The following is an 18879-nucleotide window of genomic DNA, read 5'->3' as shown; positions in this document are numbered from 1 at the left end:
ATTTTGCTGCCTTTATTCTGATGTCCTCAAGAATAATACTTTAGGCTGCTTTGCTTATGATGTCACTCAGGACTCGGCTGTCTTTAAAAATCATATTGCCGAAGTTCATCCAGCGCGATGCTGGCAACCGCGAGCGCAGTTGCTGGATTGCTATCACTTTCAAGATGCCATGACGCGGAGAGTCCGGACCATGCGACCACCCACGAAAGAAGACGATGTCTATCAAGGGCCGCCGTTTCAGCCACGATATCGATTTGCCTGCTCAACCTATTCGGCGAGGTCGCGGTAGTGAAATTAGGGTTGCAAAAGAGATTAGCAAAATCAAAACCACGTTCACCGATCAAGCCTTTAGGATCGATGGCGAGCCAACCCCGAATACCGGCATCAAGAATATTCCCATGATGGATATCGCCATGAAGAACCGTAAGGTCTTGTGGGGCAGCGAGGAGTTTTGCGGCGATAGACGCCGCATTGGCATAAATACCGCCTTGGGTTTTAGCGGCAGCCTCGAGTGCGTCGAACTGAGTTGGTAACTCTGGGAGTTCGGGACGAAGGGGTTTGTTTTGCCCATGCAGGCGGGCAGCAACATGGCATATTATTCGGCTAGCGGCATCATCCTGCCCGTTTTGGACCATGGTTAACAGCGATCTTTGCCCAGAGATCCGCTCAAGGAGGATGGCTTCCTCCTCCAGCGCCAGAACGCGGGCGGCACCCTCGCCAGCCCACCACTGCATTAGCTGTGCGCCGAGACACTCATCATGAGTCATCGCAATTTTCAACATCGCCGGTTGAACGCCATACCGCACCGGTTGCAGCCAGCTTGATGGCGTGTGAAATGCCTCACCTTCGGCGACTAATTGCCAACGCTCGATATACTGATGTAATTTCGCCAGACATGCTGCTTGCGCGTGTTGTTCCATCAATGCCTCCATTTTATCCCTTGTAGCGGATATTTATTTTTTATCCCTTATAGAGGATAAAAATTGATTTATCCCTTGCAGGGGATATACTAAAAATATCCGCTTGGGAGGATATTATGAAAATTACCTCTGCTGCAATGTTGGCAAATACACTACGGAATGAACGCAAAAAAAGTAAGCTGACTCAGCGAAAAACAGCCGAGACAGTCGGTTTGAAGCAATCAACAGTATCAGAGTTTGAAAACCATCCTGATGGTACCAAATTAGACACGCTGTTTAAGTTATTGGCAGCACTGGATTTAGAGCTACAGGTTAGGCCAAGGAACCGCAATATTAAGGATAATACAACCTGGGATCAGGAGTGGTAATGTATGGAAAAGTTAACCCTTGCATTAAACGGCATCGTAGTTGGTACCTTGGAGAAGGCTGCCGGTGGTGAAATCTCTTTTTTCTATCATGATAGCTGGCTTGAACGCAGTGGAGCACGTGCGATTTCTCTGTCGTTACCCCTACAAACGGTGAAATTCCGTGGGGAGGTTGTTTATAATTTTTTTGATAACCTTCTGCCTGACAGTGAATCTATTCGCAGCCGTATTCAAGCGCGTTTTCAAACACCAACAAAGCAACCTTTTGATTTACTCTCCCAAATAGGGAGTGATTGCGTAGGGGCAATTCAATTATACCCAGAAGGCCGGCAAATAAATTCTGTCACCGAGATCCATGCAACGCCTTTAAATGACAATGAGATAGAAAAATTACTCTTAGGGTATAAGGAGGCGCCTTTGGGCATGGAGGCCGATATTGATGATTTCCGTATTTCTTTGGCTGGGGCACAAGAGAAAACAGCCTTACTGTGGTATCAGAATCAATGGCATCGGCCAGAAGGGAGTACACCAACGAGTCATATTCTTAAATTGCCTATAGGCTATATAGCCGCTAATGGTATTGATTTAAGTGAAAGTGTCGAGAATGAATGGTTGTGCTTAAAGATTGCTGAAGAATTTGGTCTACCTGTCGCGTATTCAGAAATAAAATATTTTGGTAAGCAAAAGGCATTAGTTGTTGAGCGGTTCGATCGCCGCTGGAGCCCTAATAATAGTTGGTTGATGCGTTTACCGCAGGAGGATTTTTGTCAGGTCTTAGGTGTAGCACCTGCACTCAAATATGAATCTGATGGTGGTCCTGGGATTGCAGATGCGATGAAACTATTACTCGGTTCTCAGCAAGCGATTCAGGATCGGGATATTTTTTTTAAAAGTCAGATACTTTTCTGGATGTTAGCCGCGATTGACGGGCACGCGAAGAATTTTAGTGTGTTTATTGAATTGGATAGCGCATTTCGTATGACACCCATTTACGATGTGATGTCTGCATTTCCACTCATGCACCCACGAGGAATACCGGCTAAAAAAGCAAAAATGGCCATGGCATTACTTGGACGTAATCGGCATTTTCACTGGAGTACTATTTTACCTCGGCACTTCATTTCAACCGCGAAACAGGTGAATTATCCCGAAGATAATGTTGTGCAATTAATGGCTGAAATGAAAGAAAAAACCGAACAAGTGATAGCTGCGGTGAAGGCGGTTCTACCACAGGGCTTTCCCGAAAAAATCAGTGAGCCTATTTTCTCTGGTTTAAGGCGGCAGTCGGCGAAACTGCCCTAAGAGGACAGGTAGAAGAGTAAAGCGTCCGCGCCAAGGATGGCGCGGCTCGAGCCATCAGGGATGATTTCACGGCGACTTTACGATCTGCCTGTTCTCTGGGCGACGGGCACTTTGTCGATACATTCAGCACCGCTCAAGCCCCGCCTTGTCATTATCCAAATGATTATTTCAGCAAGTAAGACTGACCTTGTTTCAACACCAAATCACAAGCTTTGGTTTTGATCTTTTCAGTGATTTGCTCGCTGCCCAGATCATTGAGATTCAGGCTTTTGCCCTCGCCGGTTTTCAATAAGCCACCCAAACCTTCCTGATAATCTTGGCTCTTGGCATTCTCGGTGCTGGTGATGCCCAATTTACTCATCAATTGGTCTTTAACCGCCGTGGTGCCATTGGCAGACAGCACGTTATTTTTTACGCAATATTGCAAGATACCCGCCGCATTGGTCATCGTGCTGGCGCTCAAACCTTTATCGCCCCCGTTGAGCAAACCTGTCAGTGACGATATTGACGCGCTGCTATCGCCTGATTTGCTGTACTGGTCTGCGGCACTTTTGACTGAATCCAGTAAGCTATTCGCGCTTGCTGCACCGGCCAGTAATGAGGTGGAACAGGCCAAAGCCAATACCCAGCGATGAGTGGTATTCATAGAAACTCCTATTTGACGGTGTATGTCACAGCAGGTGAAGCGCGAGACAGCCAGAAAGGCTGCCTATCATTATTTTAAGTGCACAGGATACTGCATAACATGCATTTTACTGATAGGTGATATCTGATAATGGGGGATAGGGGAAGGGCAAAATGATCGAATCAGCCAGCACAGTGGTGGTTGGCTGTTGGCGGAGAAAAGGGAAACGGGCAGCGACACGATATCGGCTGCCCGCATCGGCTAAGGCATCAAGCCGATAAAGACGGTTTTCTTGCGTGGTCCGGTCATCAACCCCTCCAATTGCTCAACGCACGCGAGGTAGTGGGGCGTCTTTTTATGGGCCGCTACCGCCTCTTCATCGGTATAAGCCTCATAGATGTAAAAGCGGGTCGGCAAGGTTTCATCCCTCAAAACATCAAAACGCAAATTACCGGCCTCACGGATAGAGCCGAGGTGATTGGCGCGAAAAACCTCAATGAATTGCTCAACTTTGTCATCTTTCACATTAATTTCGACGAGAGTAACGTGCATACTTTCCTCCTTGTCACTGCTCAACCTTTTTCATGTAGGAACAACTGGTACGCTGTTTCTGCATTCTCATTCTTATGCACCACGGCATGAACCGCTTTCAGCATGGCAATCGGTGCCTCAGACTGGAAGATATTACGGCCCATATCCACGCCAGATGCACCCTGATCAATGGCTTGATAACACATTTCCAGCGCATCACGTTCCGGCAGTTTTTTACCCCCAGCAATCACGATAGGTACTGGGCAACCGGCGGCAATACGTTCAAAACCACTATCCACATAATAGGTCTTAATGATCTGCGCGCCCATCTCAGCGGCGATACGCGTTGCCAGAGAGAAGTAACGTTGATCACGGGCCATATCTTTGCCAACGCCCGTTACCGCCATGGTTGGCATGCCATAGCGCATCCCTTGGTCAACCAATTGAATGATGTTTTTAATCGATTGGTGCTCATGCTCAGTACCGATATACACCTGTGCTGCGACGGCACAGGAATTGAGCCGTAAAGCATCCTCCATGGCTACGGCGACTGCCTCGTTAGATAAATCAGTCAAAATCGAGTTAGCACCAGACGCACGCAATACCACTGGGCGATTAGCGGCGGCGGGCACGATACTGCGCAAAATACCACGGGTACACATCAGAACATCGGCATAGTCAAAGAGCGGGGCGATATTGATATCAATACGCTCTAAACCGGTGGTTGGCCCCTGAAAATAGCCATGGTCAAATGCCAGCATCACCGTGCGATTGGTTTTCGGATTAAAAATCCGCGCCAAACGAGATTGCATCCCCCAATCCAGCGAACCAGACCCTTTCAGCGTAAAAGCAGGATTCTGTTGCGGTACGCCAATACCGAAATCTTTACCGTCTTTGATATCGTCTAAATCAGCCATCTGTAATCACTCCAATACTATGGGTATTGGCCCGCCCCTAGGACGGGCCGCGAGATCAGAAATCGTATTTATCGATGTTTTCTTTAGTGAAAACGACGCGTTGTGGCAGCAAGACAATGCCGTTGCCCTTCGCTTCATACTCATAGCCCTGAACGCTGTTCGGGACTACTTCAACCACGCCAATGTTCGGGATATCCAGCTTATCGCCGACATTCAGCTCGCCTTTTTTCAGCATTTCATTGGCGACATAAACCGAGATTTTGCCTTGGTTAACCACATCCCACAGACCAAATTCTTTCACTGTGCCGCGCTCAACATAAGGGCGCATCACGTTCGGGGTACTGAAACCGACGATAGCGACGTTATCGCGCTTCAGGTTCTCTGCGGCTTGCGCGGCAGCAGGCAAGGCATTGGCATCAGGGGCGATAATCGCGTCCAAATCGCTGTAGGCTTTTAAGATGCCCTCGGCGGTTTGCAGGGATTTAGTCGCATCGTTATAGCCAAATTGGGTGGTCACCACTTCCCAGCCGGGGTGCTCTTGCTGGATTTTTTTCTTCGCTTCATTAACCCATTGGTTCTGGTCGGTCACCGTCGGGCTGGAATAGAAGAACGCCACTTTAGCTTTGTCCTTTTTCACCTGATTCGCTGCCATATCGACCAGCATCGAGCCCAATTGATTCGGGGTGCCTTGGTTGATATAAACGGAACGGCACTCAGGTTTGGTATCGGAGTCCCACGTTAAGATTTTGACCCCTCGTTGCATGGCGCGTTTTAACGCAGGGCATAAACCATCAGGCGAAACAGCGGAAACGACAATGGCGTTGTAGCCCTGATTAACGAAGTTATTGATCAACTGAACTTGGCCGGAAACACTAGGCTCTGTTGGGCCATCATAGGTGACGTCCACACCCAACTCTTTACCGGCATCGACGGCACCTTTACCGCCACTGGTGAAGAAACCTACCCCGACCAGTTTCGGGATAAATGCGATGCGTTCTGCCGCTTGCGCGGTGGTGATACAGGCAAATCCGAGGGCACAAACCAGTGCCAGCTTTTTTAATCTTTGTGTTTTCATTGCTATCTCCGAATCACTGTCTTTGTTAGGGGTCGAGGTGTTGGCATTTCGTGAGCAAAAAACGCGTTCAAAAATCGGTATTAACTTAGGGTGCTACGGCTACGACGACGTTGTAGCCATTCTTGAATCAGATGTCGGTGTAGGCTGATGGAACGCCCGACCACCACTAAAATCAGTAATGCGCCAGACAATGCGCTGGATATTTGGTTAGGGGTGCCGATCATTTGCAGACCTTGCTGCAAATAACCCACCAGCAATATCGCCAGTGCTGTCCCGAGGATGGAACCGGAACCGCCATAAATATTGGCTCCACCAAGCACCACCGCCGTGATGGCTGGCATGAGGAAAGATGCGCCTAAATCAGAGCGGGCAGAGCCGAAGTACGACACCAAAAGCACCGCGGCAATGGCTGATGCCAAGCCGGTCAGGGCATAGAGAATACACAAAGTGCGTGCAACGGGCAGGGCGCTGTAACGGGCGACTCGACTGTTTTGCCCAATCAAGAAAACATTGCGGCCGCTGTGGGTGCGGTGCATCAGCAGCCAGAACAGAAACACGCAGACCATAAAAATCACCAGCGGGACGGGCAGGCCGAACAGCGTTTGGTTAGCAAAATCTGTGAATGTAGTCGGGAAACCGCCAATACCTTCGTAGCCAGTCGCACCGGACATACCGGATAACAGCAGGGCGCTACCGCCGAACAGATACATAGTGCCGAGGGTGATCACCAACGGGTTCACGCCGGTATAGAGAATCAAGCCAGCATTAATTAAGCCGCACAACGCACCGACCATGAGGGTCAGTGGGATGGCGATGCTCATCGGTACGCCCGCTTGGAATATCACGCCAAGGAAGATGGAGCACAGCCCAATGGTCGAACCAAATGAGATGTCGATACCGCCACTGACAATCACCATGGTCAGCGGCAGGGCCACGATCCCGATACAGATAAAATCACTGGTACTGAACAGCAGCACATTGATATCCAACATGCGCGAATTCGATAAGCCAAACAGCAGGATCTCCAGTACCAGCAAGGCTGCTAGCGCCAATTCCCATCCGTAACGGCGGTATGTATTCATCGTGCCACCTCTTTTTTAGTGATACCCATCATCTTTCAAACCGCAGGTGTGTTGGCTGCTCTAAGCACCCGAATCATCTATTGATGCAGCTCATCGGGATGAGCTCGTTTGCCGCCGCCCTGTATCGTGAAATCTATTGGGTACGGTATTGGCCTTTTTTTTATCTTTTTCTTTATCCTTTTCCTTCACGGCTGGCCGAGCATTAAAACGAGCGTATTTTTGTTGCCGAATATTGCGCTCCACCGCGCAGCGCAAGCGGCCATCGAAGACCAGCACACCGAGCAACACCAAACCGGCGATAAAGTCATTCCACCAAGCGGGCAGGCGCAGCAGCACGAGCACACTATCAATTTGGGTTAAGAGATAAGCCCCGAGAATGGCCCCGATGATGCTACCGGTACCGCCGAGCAAGCTGATCCCACCCAGTACGCAGGCCGCGATGGCTTTCATTTCCAGCCCGTTACCGGTTTGATTGGGGATAAAGCCAATTTGTGAGGCGAAAACGATCCCGGCTAATGCGGCCATGACGCCATTCATGGAGAACGCAAGAATGCGGATACTGTCGGTGCGAATCCCCAGTTGGCGTGCGCCTTGTAAGTTGTCGCCAGTGGCATAGAAGCTGCGGCCAAACGCTGTTTTACCCAGCAGCCAAGCCATGGCAAGGATCAGCAACATAATGAGCCAACCAATAGGGGAGATCGAAAACAGGATAGGCGTGGATAAACTTTTGAGATCCGCCGGCAGCCCTTCAATCCATTTACCACCGGTGAGTAGCAGCATCAGGCCGCGATAGAGCCCCAACGTCCCCAATGTGGCGACGATGGCGGGAATGCGCAGCCAAGTGACCAGAATCCCGTTAAAGAAGCCCGCCCCCATACCGACCAGCAGAGCAAACAAGCAAGAGAGTGCCAACCCGAAACCGGCGTTAAGTGCCATACCGACCGTTACCGCACACAGGCCAGTGATGGAGCCAACGGACACATCAATATTGCGGGTGAGCATCACCATAGTGGCCCCGATCGCCAGCAAGATCAGAATTTGCGCACTACTGAAAATCATGGTGAAGGTTTGCATGCTGAAGTAATTACTATCAATCACACCGAGTAACGCGAATAAGGCAAGGATGGCCAGTAACGCGGTGGCTTCACGGTTATTTTGGATAAATTTCAACATGATGCACCCTCATTTTCATCGACAGCGTTTTCTTCATCGGCAGAACCATGTTCACCAAAGGCCAGATGCATAATGGTGTCGACATTCATCGCGGGCCCCTCTAGCGCACCGCTGATTTCCCCCTGATGCATCACCAAGACGCGATCCACCATTTGCACCACTTCCTCTAGATCGGAAGAGATAAAAATGATCGCCACATGTTGTTCAGCAATGCTGCGGATTAACTGATAAATATCACTGCGGGCAGCGACATCCACCCCACGAGTTGGCTCATCAATAATCAATAGCAAGGGGTTAGCTTCTAGGCATTTGGCAATCAGCAGTTTTTGCTGGTTACCGCCCGATAAGGTGCGCACGGGTTGTTCCAGATGGTTGAATTTAATGTTTAGCGCACGGCGATAACGCTCCAAAATGGCGGCTTCCTGCGCCGGATGCGTCCATATTCCCTGGCCGCTTTGGGTGAGCGAGCAGACATTCCAGCTCAGCGGAGCATCCAAATAGAGGCCAGAGGCTTGCCGGTCTTCTGGCAGATAAACCAACCCTGCTGCTAAGCGATCGATAGTTTTCATGGTGGTGATATCAACATCTTCCAGCCAGACACTGCCGCCGCTGGCGGGGCGCAAGCCATACAGCGTTTCAGCCAGCTCAGTTCTTCCGGCACCCACCACCCCAGCTAGCCCGAGAATTTCACCGGCGTGCACCTCAAAAGAGAGGTGGGCAAAGCCTTCGCCACTGAGGTCGGTGACTTGGATAACCGGCAGATCCGATTGCGCGCGGGCTTGAGAACGCCGATTACCCGGTAATTCCAGCCAAAGTTTTTGGGTATCGGATAACTCGCTATTTTTGGCTTGCGGTGTAATGGCCTGAATAATCGTATCGGTTGAGAAATCCGCCGTTGCTCCGCTCAGTGCAATGCCGCCATCGCGCATCACGCTGACCCAATCGGCCAGTTGGCGAATTTCAGGCAGTTTGTGAGAGATAAAAACGACGCCGACGCCTTGTTGTAATAACGTTCTGATTTGGCTAAATAGCCGGTGAGTTTCCGCTGGTGTTAGCGAAGCAGTCGGTTCATCCAGAATTAAAATCCGCGAGTCACGCATCAAGCCGCGCATGATCTCAACTAACTGTTGGTCGGCCACATCCAGCGAACCGGCGCTGACCGAAAGATCTAAATGACAGCCTAAATCATTCAGTAACTGCACCATTTTCTTTTTATCTGCTTGGTGCTTAGGTAAACGGAACAGAATATTTTCCTGCACCGATAGATTGGCGAACAGCATCGGTTCTTGTGGAACCAGATAAATGCCTAATTGATGTGCTTTGGCTGGCGTGAGATTGAGGCAAGGCTCACCATTGATTTCTAACGTGCCACTATCGGGTGGAAGCACGCCTGCGATGATCTTCATCAACGTTGACTTACCCGCGCCATTCCCTCCCAGCAGAGCATGTACCTGACCCGGTTGCAGGGTAAAATCGATACTTTTCAATACCACAACGCCGGAAAACTGCTTACTGATACCCCGTACTTGGAGCAGCGGTGGCGGAGGGGTGATAGTGTGCGGCATGAGCAGCTCCCGGATGAACAAAAATAATTTAAAATTAAAAGTGTTCAAAAAAGATAGCCGCATATTCCCTTTTATGGCGTAATCAAGATCACATTTCCGTGAATAAAAAAATTTAAATTAAAATATGTTCAAATGTGTTGGCTAAGCTGTTAGCGTAGTTATCAATCCAGATTTAACATTCATGACGTCGTTATCTGAGTCGAAATCGCAAAGAGCAATGATGAAAGAGAAAGCACTAGTGGCCGTAAAAGAAAAACCCATGTCGTCCAACGATGAATACAAATATCCGGGTAATAGCATGAGTGAAGAGGAACTGCTCGCTCGCATTGCGTGGTTTTATTATCACGATGGCTTAACACAAGGGGATATAGGCGAACTGCTGGGGCTGACCCGATTGAAGGTGTCCAGATTGCTGGAGAAAGGCCGTCAATCAGGCGTTATCCGCGTCCAAATCAATTCACGCTACGAAGGGTGTTTGGAGTTGGAAAACCAACTACAACAGCATTTTGGCCTTAAACATATCCGCATCTTGCCTTCTTTGGCTGATCTCAGCATCAGTAGCCGGTTGGGAATTGGTGCTGCGCATTTATTGATGGCACTGATACAACCCCAACAACTACTGGCGGTCGGCTTTGGCGAAACCACCATGTGCGCCTTGCAGCACCTGAGTGGTTTTATTGCCTCACAGCAGGTTCGACTGGTGACACTTTCAGGCGGTGTTGGCTCTTATATGACCGGCATTGGCCAGTTAGATGCTGCCTGTCAGGTTAGCATCATTCCCGCGCCATTACGGGCATCCAGCGCCAAAGTCGCGGATACCTTCCGCCAAGAAAGCAGTGTCCGCGATGTGATGTTGGCAGCCTGTGCGGCCGATGTCGCGGTGGTTGGGATTGGCTCAGTGAATCAGCAAAGAGAAGCCACCATTTTACGCTCTGGTTATATCAGTGAAGGTGAACAACTGATGTTCAGCCGTAAAGGCGCAGTTGGCGATATCCTCGGCTACTTTATGCAAGCCGATGGTGCGTTAGCGGCAGAGATGCAGATACATCAAGAATTGATCGGTATTTCATTGGCTGACTTAGCCAACATCCCGACAGTGATTGGTGTCGCCGGTGGAGTCGAGAAATCTGACGCTATTGTTGCGGCGCTGAAAGGGAAATATGTCAATGCCCTCGTGACGGATGAGCAGACAGCTCGGGCGATCATCAAATTGATTTAATGGGCGATGAATGTGCCGTTTGAGATGTCGCCGCACGTTATCTGGCGGCGACCATGGCAATAATAACGGCAAACACGCCACAGGCTTTTCAGCCATTTTTACACGATTTTTTTATGGCAGTAGAGGACAGTTTTATTCATAAATTCATATAAAACAGGGGATCGCGCAAATGAGTCAATTCTCTACGACCACGCCATCGAGTGAGTATCTCATGGCGCTGGATGCGGGCACCGGCAGTGTTCGGGCGGTGATATTTGATCTTAACGGTAATCAAATTGCCGCCGGACAGGCTGAGTGGCTGCATTTACCTGTGCCTGATGTACCGGGGTCGATGGAGTTTGATTTAACCACCAACTGGAAACTGACGTGCCAGTGTATCCGTCAGGCACTGCACCAAGCGGGATTACCCGCCAGCGCGATCCGTGCCGTTGCGGCCTGCTCCATGCGCGAAGGTATCGTGCTTTATGACCGCAGCGGCAAACCTATTTGGGCTTGTGCCAATGTGGACGCCCGCGCCAGTCATGAAGTCAGCGAGTTAAAAGAGCTGCATGATAACGGTTTTGAATTTGAGGTTTATCAGTGCTCCGGCCAAACACTGGCGTTGAGTGCGATGCCGCGTTTGCTGTGGTTGGCACATAACCGCCCCGATATTTATCGTCAGGCAGGCACACTGACCATGATAAGTGACTGGCTAGCCAATATGCTCAGCGGCGAGTTAGCGGTCGATCCCTCCAATGCAGGCACCACCGGCATGCTGGATTTAGTCACCCGCGACTGGCAACCCAGTTTGCTGGATATGGCAGGGTTACGCGCCGACATCTTATCGCCTGTGAAAGAGACTGGAACGCTGCTCGGCCACGTCACCGCGCAAGCCGCCGAAGAGTGTGGCTTGCTGGTGGGGACACCGGTTGTTATGGGCGGTGGCGATGTACAGCTGGGCTGCTTAGGGCTAGGGGTGGTGCAACCGGGGCAGACGGCGGTCTTGGGCGGCACTTTCTGGCAGCAAGTGGTCAATTTGCCGCAACCGATTATCGACCCCAATATGAACACGCGGATAAACCCCCATGTCATTCCCGGTATGGTGCAAGCGGAATCCATTAGCTTCTTCACCGGCCTGACCATGCGTTGGTTCCGTGATGCATTTTGTGCGGAAGAAAAACTGTTGGCGCAGCGGCTGGGTATTGATACCTACAGTTTATTGGAAGACATGGCCGCTCGCGTACCGGCAGGGGCTTATGGCGTCATGCCTATCTTCTCCGATGTGATGCGCTTTAAATCTTGGTATCACGCCGCACCTTCCTTTATCAACCTCTCCCTCGACCCAGAGAAATGCAACAAAGCAACCTTATTCCGTGCATTGGAAGAAAATGCCGCAATAGTATCCGCCTGTAATCTGGCACAAATTGCTGCGTTTTCTGGGGTTAAAATTGACTCAGTGGTCTTTGCTGGTGGCGGTTCAAAAGGCAAACTATGGAGCCAGATTCTGGCCGATGTCACCGGCATTCCCGTCCGTGTCCCCGTAGTGAAAGAAGCCACCGCCCTAGGTTGTGCCATCGCCGCAGGTGTCGGGGTCGGTCTCTACGACGCACTAGATACCACCGGTGAAAAACTGGTCCGTTGGGAGCGTGAATACACCCCAAATCTAGAACATAAAGCCCTCTATCAAGCCGCCAAAACCAACTGGCAAGCGGTGTACACTGATCAGCTGTCGCTGGTGGATAGTGGGTTGACGACGTCGTTGTGGAAGGCCCCCGGGCTCTAAAATTGGCTATCTTACTGGCCAGCTTGAGCTTCGGGGCAGTGCTCATCACAGTCACGTACTACGTGTACGCTCCGGTTCTTGCGCGCTGTCCGCACTCAATCTGACTGCGCCGATAACGCCAATTTCCTCTTGTTTGGCTATCTTACTGGCCAGCTCGAGCTTCGGGGCAGTGCTCATCACCGTCACGTACTGGGTTATGTCGACAGTTAACGCGATTCAGAGCGGTGAGGGTAGACAAAAGAGTAAAGCGTCCGCGCTAGGGATGGCGCGGCTCGAGCCTACAGGGAGGTATTGACGGCGTCTTTACGATCTGTTTGTCCTCACCGCGGGTTACACTCGATCTTACAAAGATAGCTATCACTCATGGTGATGAGTGGATGCTAAAACGTTTGCTATCTAACAAATCCTTGATATAGCATTATTGCCCCCTTTCGTTGCCGATGATGGCGCATCCCATGATGAATACATCAAATATGACTCAATCACCTACTGGGCAACCCGCTCCGACACCTGCACAAGAGCACAATATCTTGCCAGCAGCTTTGCGGGAGAAAGGCAATATTCAGCGCATTTTGGTCATTAAATTACGCCACTTCGGCGATGTTCTCTTAACCACGCCACTGTTGAGCACGTTGAAAGCCAATTACCCGCAGGCAAAAATAGACGTACTGCTCTACGGCGGAACGCAGGAAATGCTGCGTGAGAACACCACTGTCAATCATGCGTTCATTGTGGATCGTGGCCTCAAACATGCAGGCTTAGCAGCACAAATCAGCGGCGAAAAAGCCCTGTTTAACGCATTAAAAGCCCAGCATTACGACCTGATCCTCAATTTATCCGATCAATGGCGAGCTGCGGCTTATTGCCGGTTGCTAAAACCGAGCTTCAGTATCGGTTTTCATTACCCGAAACGAGACACTTGGCTATGGCGCTATTGTCACTCCACCCTCGTCGACATCCCCCATGCCGCTGAACGGCATACGGTACTCAATAACCTCGACATCCTCGAGCCATTACAACTGACTGACATCATCACTGATGTCACCATGTCCTATGGCCCGCAGGATATTGAACGAGTAAAACAGCTATGCCAGCAACGCAACATCAGCGATTACATCTTGATTCAACCTTCTGCCCGCTGGAAATTCAAAACTTGGGCCAGTGAATCATTTAGTCAACTGATAAACCATCTCACTGAGCAAGGTGAAACAGTGTTGCTGACCGGCGGCAAAGATCAGGCTGAACTAGACTATATTGCTGAAATCATTGCCGGATGCGCGCAGCCTGAACAAGTCATTAATCTATCTGGCCTATTGGCACTACCCGAACTGGCGGTTTTGATCGACAACGCGAAGCTATTTATTGGTGTCGACTCAGTCGCAATGCACATGGCCGCAGCCTTACAAACTCCCGCAGTGGTGCTATTTGGCCCCAGCAACCTTAACCAATGGCATCCATGGCAGGCGCCACACACCCTATTATGGGCCGGGCATTTCCGTACATTGCCGCATCCCAACGAGATAGACACCGACACGACGGATCGTTACTTGAACGCTATTCCGGTTAATGAGGTGATAGAGGCAGTTGATGCTTGGCGAGTCGCTAAAGGTCACTAATCCTTCAATTACTTTGTTTTCCCCAACCAGCCTGAGTTGAGAGAATTATGACAACGTTAATACCGGAAATGCCGGTCAATCGCCGCAGTGAAAAGCTGAGCAGTGTTGCAGCCGTCCTGCTAGGTATTGGTATCGCAACGAACAACCAACTGATGAACATTTCATTGGTGTTGATTATTATCTGTTTGGTTATCAACAGAAAAACCATTGATATCAAGTCATTCCTAACCAGCCCACTGGTATATCTCCCCGCCGCCATGTTTGCATTGCTGGCATTATCGCTGCTATTCCATGACAACAGTTATGGTCCTGATATGGTTGGGAAATATAAGAAACTTCTTTATATCCTGCCACTGGCGCTGTTCTTTGTGAATCAGCCGCGGTTGATCAAACTATTTTGTACCGGTTTCTTAATTGCCAATGCGGTGATATTGGCTGGCACGCTAATGGTAGGCGTTTTGCATATTCCGTTGAGTGGCATCGATCCCACCAACCCGACCATCTTTAAACTGCAAATCACCCAAAACTTCTTTATGGCATTGGCGGCCTTACTCTGGTTAGCGTTGGCATTCAACAGTCAAGGCTGGAAACGCTGGGGGTATGGCCTGTTGGTGGTGGCTGCCAGCTACAGTATCTTGTTCCTGATACTGGGGAGAACCGGTTATGTGGCGCTGGTGGTGGGGCTAGGCGTATGGCTATTCTTCTCACTGGGTAATCGTCAACGGATCGTTTTAGTGGTGCTAGGGATACTGGCGTTCGCGGCTTTAATCGTTATTCCGAATAAGGCCACTGACCGTATGATGCTGGGTGTCAATGAAATCAACGTCTGTATCGACGCACCATCAGACGATGTTTACAAGGCGTGCAGCTCTTCTATGGGGCAGCGTATGGCTTTTGCTATTGAGGCAAGCCGCCTGATTAAGGAAGCCCCGATTTTAGGCCATGGCGCGGGCGGTTTTTATTATGGAAATCCAGCGACTAATTATTCCATTAATAACCCACACAATGAGTATCTGATCGAAACAGTTCATTCAGGTGTGGTGGGTTTGTTGATCTTCTTGGCATGGATTGCCTGTTGTTACCGTGTTATTTGGCAACAAACACCGCTGTTACGCAATGTATTACTGGCAGTATTGACCAGCTATATGGCCTGCAATTTCTTTAACTCATTCTTGTTGGATTCATCTGAAGGTCATCTATTTATGATCTTCGTCGCAATTTTAGCGGGCTATTCAGTGACTGGCCGCCGACCACTTTTGAATAAGCGCTTAAACGAATAGTTCGAATATTGATTGTAAAGAGAACGGACGAAGCAACGGCCCCTAATCGGGGCCGTTTTTTATGGCGTGTATGTGTAATACAAATCGCGATATTAAAACTAAGCCCCCTCGTTACTTTCACTATTAAATGCCAACAAATTGGAAGCTATGATTATTCAAAGGATTTATTGAGGGCAAGAACACAGAGATCATCTCATTCCCTTAATGTATTAGATAAATAAATAGACAAGAATTGTCTTAAAATTTTACCTTTAAGAAAACAGACAGATAGGTAATAGGAATCGCCTTAATGTAGAGAATTAGGCCCATCAGCGGTTTAGTGAATACATAAAGCGGTGAATTTGGTCACTATTAAGTACTGCTAAAGTATGGGGTAATTTTTTGTAATAATTTACATTTTATCTACTTTGGTCTATTTTTCCGCCACTACGCAAATAGTCATAAAGGTAGCTATGATAAATATGTATTTATATCGATAAGTGGGACTGGGCGAATCTGTTTGTAGGGTAAACAGAATTTACACTTAACGTAATTTATCCAACGTCACTGAGAACATCATGGCCAATTCATCAGCGAATAAATTATCTTTACCGGCCCTAACCTCATTAGTGGTCGGGTCAATGATCGGGGCAGGTATATTTTCATTACCGGCAACCTTCGGGCGAGCAACAGGTGGGTTTGGCGCACTCATTGCCTGGTGTATCGCTGGGGGCGGTATGTTAATGCTCGCGTTTGTTTTCCAAACATTAGCGCAGCGTAAACCTAACCTTGATTCCGGTGTTTTCATTTACGCAAAGGAAGGCTTCGGCGATTATCTTGGTTTTGCCTCGGCATTAGGTTTTTGGGCGGGGACCTGTATTGGTAACGTCTCTTACTTTGTGCTTATCAAATCAACATTAGGGGCATTCTTCCCTATATTTGGTGACGGTAACACGATCCCAGCGGTATTAGTGGCCTCCGTGATTTTATGGGGATTCCATATTCTGATATTGCGAGGTGTAAAAGAAGCAGCAGCGATTAATACCATTGCCACCTTCGCAAAAATCATTCCTATTTTCATTTTTGTCATCGTTCTGATCTTTGCCTTTAAAGGTGATGTGTTTGCACTGAACTTCTGGGGCACACCCGATGTGGTGAAGAGCGTTGATTTATCCCACCTGAATGATTACGGCTATGTCGGTCATGCTGCCGCGGTGATGGCACCGGTTGTCGAGCCTGAATCTTTATTCTCTCAAGTCCGTAGCACCATGCTGGTCACCGTCTTTGTCTTCTTAGGGATTGAAGGGGCGAGTGTTTATTCGCGTTACGCCAAAGAGCGTAGCCATGTCGGTATTGCCACTGTTCTGGGCTTCATTGGTGTGCTGTGCTTGTTAGTGCTGATCACCATGTTGTCTTACGGCGTGTTGTTGCGTCCTGATTTAGCGGCATTACGTCAACCATCAATGGCTGGAGTGCTTGAAGCGATAGTTGGCCGTTGGGGTGCGATCTTCATCAGTATTGGTCTGATTATCTCGGTATTAGGCGCTTACTTATCATGGTCACTGTTAGCCGCAGAAGTCTTGTTCTCTGCCGCTAAGAGTAAAAGCATGCCTAAAGTGTTTGGGACGGAAAATAGCAATGCGGTTCCTTCCGCTGCCGTTTGGCTGACCAACATCTTTATCCAAGTGTTCTTAATTCTGACATTGTTTACCGATTATGCTTTCCAACTGGCATTGGAATTAACCAGTTCACTGACCTTGATTCCCTATCTATTAGTGGGCGCTTATGGGTTGAAACTGGCATGGACCGGTGAGAGTTATGAAACAGATAAACGTGGTCATAGAAAAGATTTAATTTTCGCCCTGATCGCGACTTTCTACTCTGCACTCATGATTTACGCAGGTGGCATGAAGTACTTGTTGCTATCGGCCATTATTTACGGCCCAGGCACCATTTTGTATCTGATTGCCAAACGTGAACAGCATCAAAAAGCCTTTAATAACTACGAAAGAATCCTGTTTATCGTTCTGATTGTGGCTGCGGTTGCTGCGATTTATAGCATTGCCACCGGAATTATCACCATATAATTTATTGGAGTTCTTATGTCAGATAAAGCTAAGAAAGCTCACGCCAAAACCAAGTTTGGTGTTCACTCTGAAGTGGGGCAATTACATAAAGTGATGGTTTGCGCCCCTGGTCGCGCCCATAACCGCCTGACCCCGAGTAATTGTGATGAATTATTATTTGATGATGTGCTGTGGGTCGAAAGAGCGAAGCGCGACCACTTCGACTTTATGACCAAAATGCGTGAACGCGGCGTAGATGTGGTTGAAATGCATAATCTGCTGGCGGAGACGGTGGCGATACCGGCGGCGAAAAAGTGGATTTTGGATCAGCAAATTGTTCCCAATGAAGTGTCACTGGGTATCTTGCAAGAAACCCGTAGCTATCTGGAAAGTTTGGAACCGCGTCTCTTAGCGGAAGTGCTGATTGGTGGCCTCTCAACCACTGAACTGCATAAAGACGGCAAATGCGACAAAGAAGAGCTGAAACTCATCCGCGAAGCAGTTGGCATCACTGAATACTTGTTGCCGCCACTGCCTAATACACTCTATACCCGTGATACCACTTGCTGGATCTACGGTGGTGTCACACTGAACCCACTGTATTGGCCTGCTCGCCATGAAGAAACCATCCTGACCACGGCCATCTATAAATTCCACCCTGATTTTGGCGATGCGAATGTCAAAGTGTGGTGGGGGGACCCAACACAGCACCACGGCACCGCCACGCTGGAAGGCGGCGATGTGATGCCAATCGGCAATAAAACGGTGTTAATTGGCATGAGTGAGCGAACCTCTCACCAAGCGATCACCCAGTTAGCGCAATCACTGTTTAAAAATAGCGCAGGGCAGGTCGAGCGCGTCATGATTGCGGCGATGCCGAAACTGCGTGCCGCGATGCACTTAGATACCGTCTTCACTTTCTGCGATCGTGATGTCGTGACGCTGTATCCAGCGATTGTAAACCAGATTCAAACCTTCTCACTGCGCCCAGACAATGGCCCGACCGGCATTAAATTAAGCCGCGATAAAGGCACCTTTGTTGAAGCGGTCGCGGGTGCATTGAACCTGAAGAAACTGCGTGTGGTTGAGACGGAAGGCAATGATTACGATACCGAACGTCAGCAGTGGGACAGCGGTAATAATATGGTCGCTCTCTCACCGGGTGTCGTACTGGCTTATGACCGGAATACCAAAACGAACACCCAGTTACGTAAAGAAGGGGTGGAAGTGATTGAGATTGTCGGGAGTGAGTTAGGTCGTGGACGCGGGGGCGGCCACTGTATGACTTGCCCGATTATTCGGGATGCCGTCGATTATTAATGCCCTTGCCCTGGCAGCCGTAGGAGAGTTTTACTGGCCGAGCTAGGGCATCGATAGGCTTGATTAACGGCATTGCTCTTAA

The 18879-nt window shown here is 49.2% G+C and carries 17 protein-coding genes; 8 read left to right on the top strand and 9 right to left on the bottom strand.

Going from position 1 to position 18879, the window contains the following annotated elements; genetic code table 11:
• Nucleotides 1–83: 83 nt before the first annotated feature.
• Nucleotides 84–920 carry an aminoglycoside phosphotransferase family protein gene (locus tag DA391_RS19450; protein ID WP_050286206.1) on the bottom strand — a complete coding sequence of 279 codons (837 nt, stop codon included), beginning with the start codon at nt 918–920 and terminating at the stop codon, nt 84–86.
• A 116-nt stretch (nt 921–1036) separates the two neighbouring features.
• Here DA391_RS19450 and DA391_RS19445 point away from each other — a divergent pair, with 116 nt between their 5' ends.
• Both DA391_RS19445 and DA391_RS19440 read left to right on the top strand, forming a co-directional pair.
• Nucleotides 1037–1288 carry a helix-turn-helix domain-containing protein gene (locus tag DA391_RS19445; protein ID WP_050080817.1) on the top strand — a complete coding sequence of 84 codons (252 nt, stop codon included), beginning with the start codon at nt 1037–1039 and terminating at the stop codon, nt 1286–1288.
• Nucleotides 1289–1291: 3 nt separating this feature from the next.
• The gene (locus DA391_RS19440; RefSeq protein ID WP_050080816.1) at nt 1292–2587 is read left to right on the top strand and encodes a type II toxin-antitoxin system HipA family toxin; all 1296 of its coding nucleotides are present in this window, start codon (nt 1292–1294) and stop codon (nt 2585–2587) included.
• A 163-nt stretch (nt 2588–2750) separates the two neighbouring features.
• Here the strand turns inward: DA391_RS19440 and DA391_RS19435 are convergent, their stop codons facing one another.
• The 7 genes from DA391_RS19435 to lsrA all read right to left on the bottom strand — a co-directional run bounded on the left by DA391_RS19435 (nt 2751) and on the right by lsrA (nt 9555).
• A complete protein-coding gene (locus DA391_RS19435; protein WP_050080815.1) occupies nt 2751–3233 on the bottom strand; it encodes a DUF2501 domain-containing protein in 483 nt (160 codons plus the stop codon).
• Between the two features lie 240 nt (nt 3234–3473).
• A complete protein-coding gene (gene lsrG / locus DA391_RS19430; RefSeq protein WP_019211216.1) occupies nt 3474–3764 on the bottom strand; it encodes a (4S)-4-hydroxy-5-phosphonooxypentane-2,3-dione isomerase in 291 nt (96 codons plus the stop codon).
• Between the two features lie 20 nt (nt 3765–3784).
• Nucleotides 3785–4660: a 3-hydroxy-5-phosphonooxypentane-2,4-dione thiolase gene (gene lsrF / locus DA391_RS19425; RefSeq protein WP_019211215.1), complete on the bottom strand. Its 876-nt coding sequence runs from the start codon at nt 4658–4660 to the stop codon at nt 3785–3787.
• 55 nt (nt 4661–4715) lie between these two features.
• Nucleotides 4716–5735, bottom strand: a complete 1020-nt coding sequence (lsrB, locus tag DA391_RS19420; protein WP_019211214.1) for an autoinducer 2 ABC transporter substrate-binding protein LsrB — start codon at nt 5733–5735, stop codon at nt 4716–4718.
• A gap of 80 nt (nt 5736–5815) precedes the next feature.
• Nucleotides 5816–6817 (bottom strand): autoinducer 2 ABC transporter permease LsrD, encoded by a 1002-nt coding sequence (lsrD, locus tag DA391_RS19415; RefSeq protein WP_108088085.1) that lies wholly within the window; start codon nt 6815–6817, stop codon nt 5816–5818.
• Nucleotides 6818–6907: 90 nt separating this feature from the next.
• The gene (lsrC, locus tag DA391_RS19410) at nt 6908–7990 is read right to left on the bottom strand and encodes an autoinducer 2 ABC transporter permease LsrC (protein ID WP_050080812.1); all 1083 of its coding nucleotides are present in this window, start codon (nt 7988–7990) and stop codon (nt 6908–6910) included.
• Nucleotides 7984–9555, bottom strand: a complete 1572-nt coding sequence (gene lsrA / locus DA391_RS19405; RefSeq protein ID WP_050286221.1) for an autoinducer 2 ABC transporter ATP-binding protein LsrA — start codon at nt 9553–9555, stop codon at nt 7984–7986. Before lsrA ends, lsrC begins: the two co-directional genes overlap by 7 nt.
• Before the next feature lie 217 nt (nt 9556–9772).
• On the opposite strand from lsrA, the gene lsrR reads away from it, so the two are divergent.
• The gene (gene lsrR / locus DA391_RS19400) at nt 9773–10774 is read left to right on the top strand and encodes a transcriptional regulator LsrR (protein ID WP_167398186.1); all 1002 of its coding nucleotides are present in this window, start codon (nt 9773–9775) and stop codon (nt 10772–10774) included.
• A 169-nt stretch (nt 10775–10943) separates the two neighbouring features.
• Nucleotides 10944–12536 carry an autoinducer-2 kinase gene (gene lsrK / locus DA391_RS19395; RefSeq protein WP_019211209.1) on the top strand — a complete coding sequence of 531 codons (1593 nt, stop codon included), beginning with the start codon at nt 10944–10946 and terminating at the stop codon, nt 12534–12536.
• Nucleotides 12537–12587: 51 nt separating this feature from the next.
• On the opposite strand, the gene DA391_RS24620 is transcribed toward lsrK, so the two are convergent.
• The gene (locus tag DA391_RS24620) at nt 12588–12713 is read right to left on the bottom strand and encodes a hypothetical protein (protein ID WP_261370729.1); all 126 of its coding nucleotides are present in this window, start codon (nt 12711–12713) and stop codon (nt 12588–12590) included.
• Nucleotides 12714–12991: 278 nt separating this feature from the next.
• Here DA391_RS24620 and rfaQ point away from each other — a divergent pair, with 278 nt between their 5' ends.
• The 4 genes from rfaQ to arcA all read left to right on the top strand — a co-directional run bounded on the left by rfaQ (nt 12992) and on the right by arcA (nt 18797).
• Entirely contained in the window at nt 12992–14152 is a 1161-nt protein-coding gene (rfaQ, locus tag DA391_RS19390) for a putative lipopolysaccharide heptosyltransferase III (RefSeq protein WP_108088083.1), read from the top strand.
• A 47-nt stretch (nt 14153–14199) separates the two neighbouring features.
• Complete coding sequence (locus DA391_RS19385) at nt 14200–15432, top strand: O-antigen ligase family protein (protein ID WP_050080809.1); 1233 nt, start codon at nt 14200–14202, stop codon at nt 15430–15432.
• Between the two features lie 557 nt (nt 15433–15989).
• Nucleotides 15990–17498: an amino acid permease gene (locus DA391_RS19380; protein WP_019211206.1), complete on the top strand. Its 1509-nt coding sequence runs from the start codon at nt 15990–15992 to the stop codon at nt 17496–17498.
• Nucleotides 17499–17513: 15 nt separating this feature from the next.
• Nucleotides 17514–18797, top strand: coding sequence for an arginine deiminase (arcA, locus tag DA391_RS19375; RefSeq protein WP_019211205.1), 1284 nt, complete (start codon nt 17514–17516; stop codon nt 18795–18797).
• The last annotated feature ends 82 nt before the right edge of the window (nt 18798–18879 follow it).

It is taken from the genome of Yersinia massiliensis, from assembly GCF_003048255.1.
In the GTDB taxonomy this organism is placed as follows: Bacteria; Pseudomonadota; Gammaproteobacteria; order Enterobacterales; family Enterobacteriaceae; genus Yersinia; species Yersinia massiliensis_A.
The sequence above is the reverse complement of the archived record's forward strand: the minus strand, read 5'-3'. Positions and strand labels throughout refer to the sequence as shown.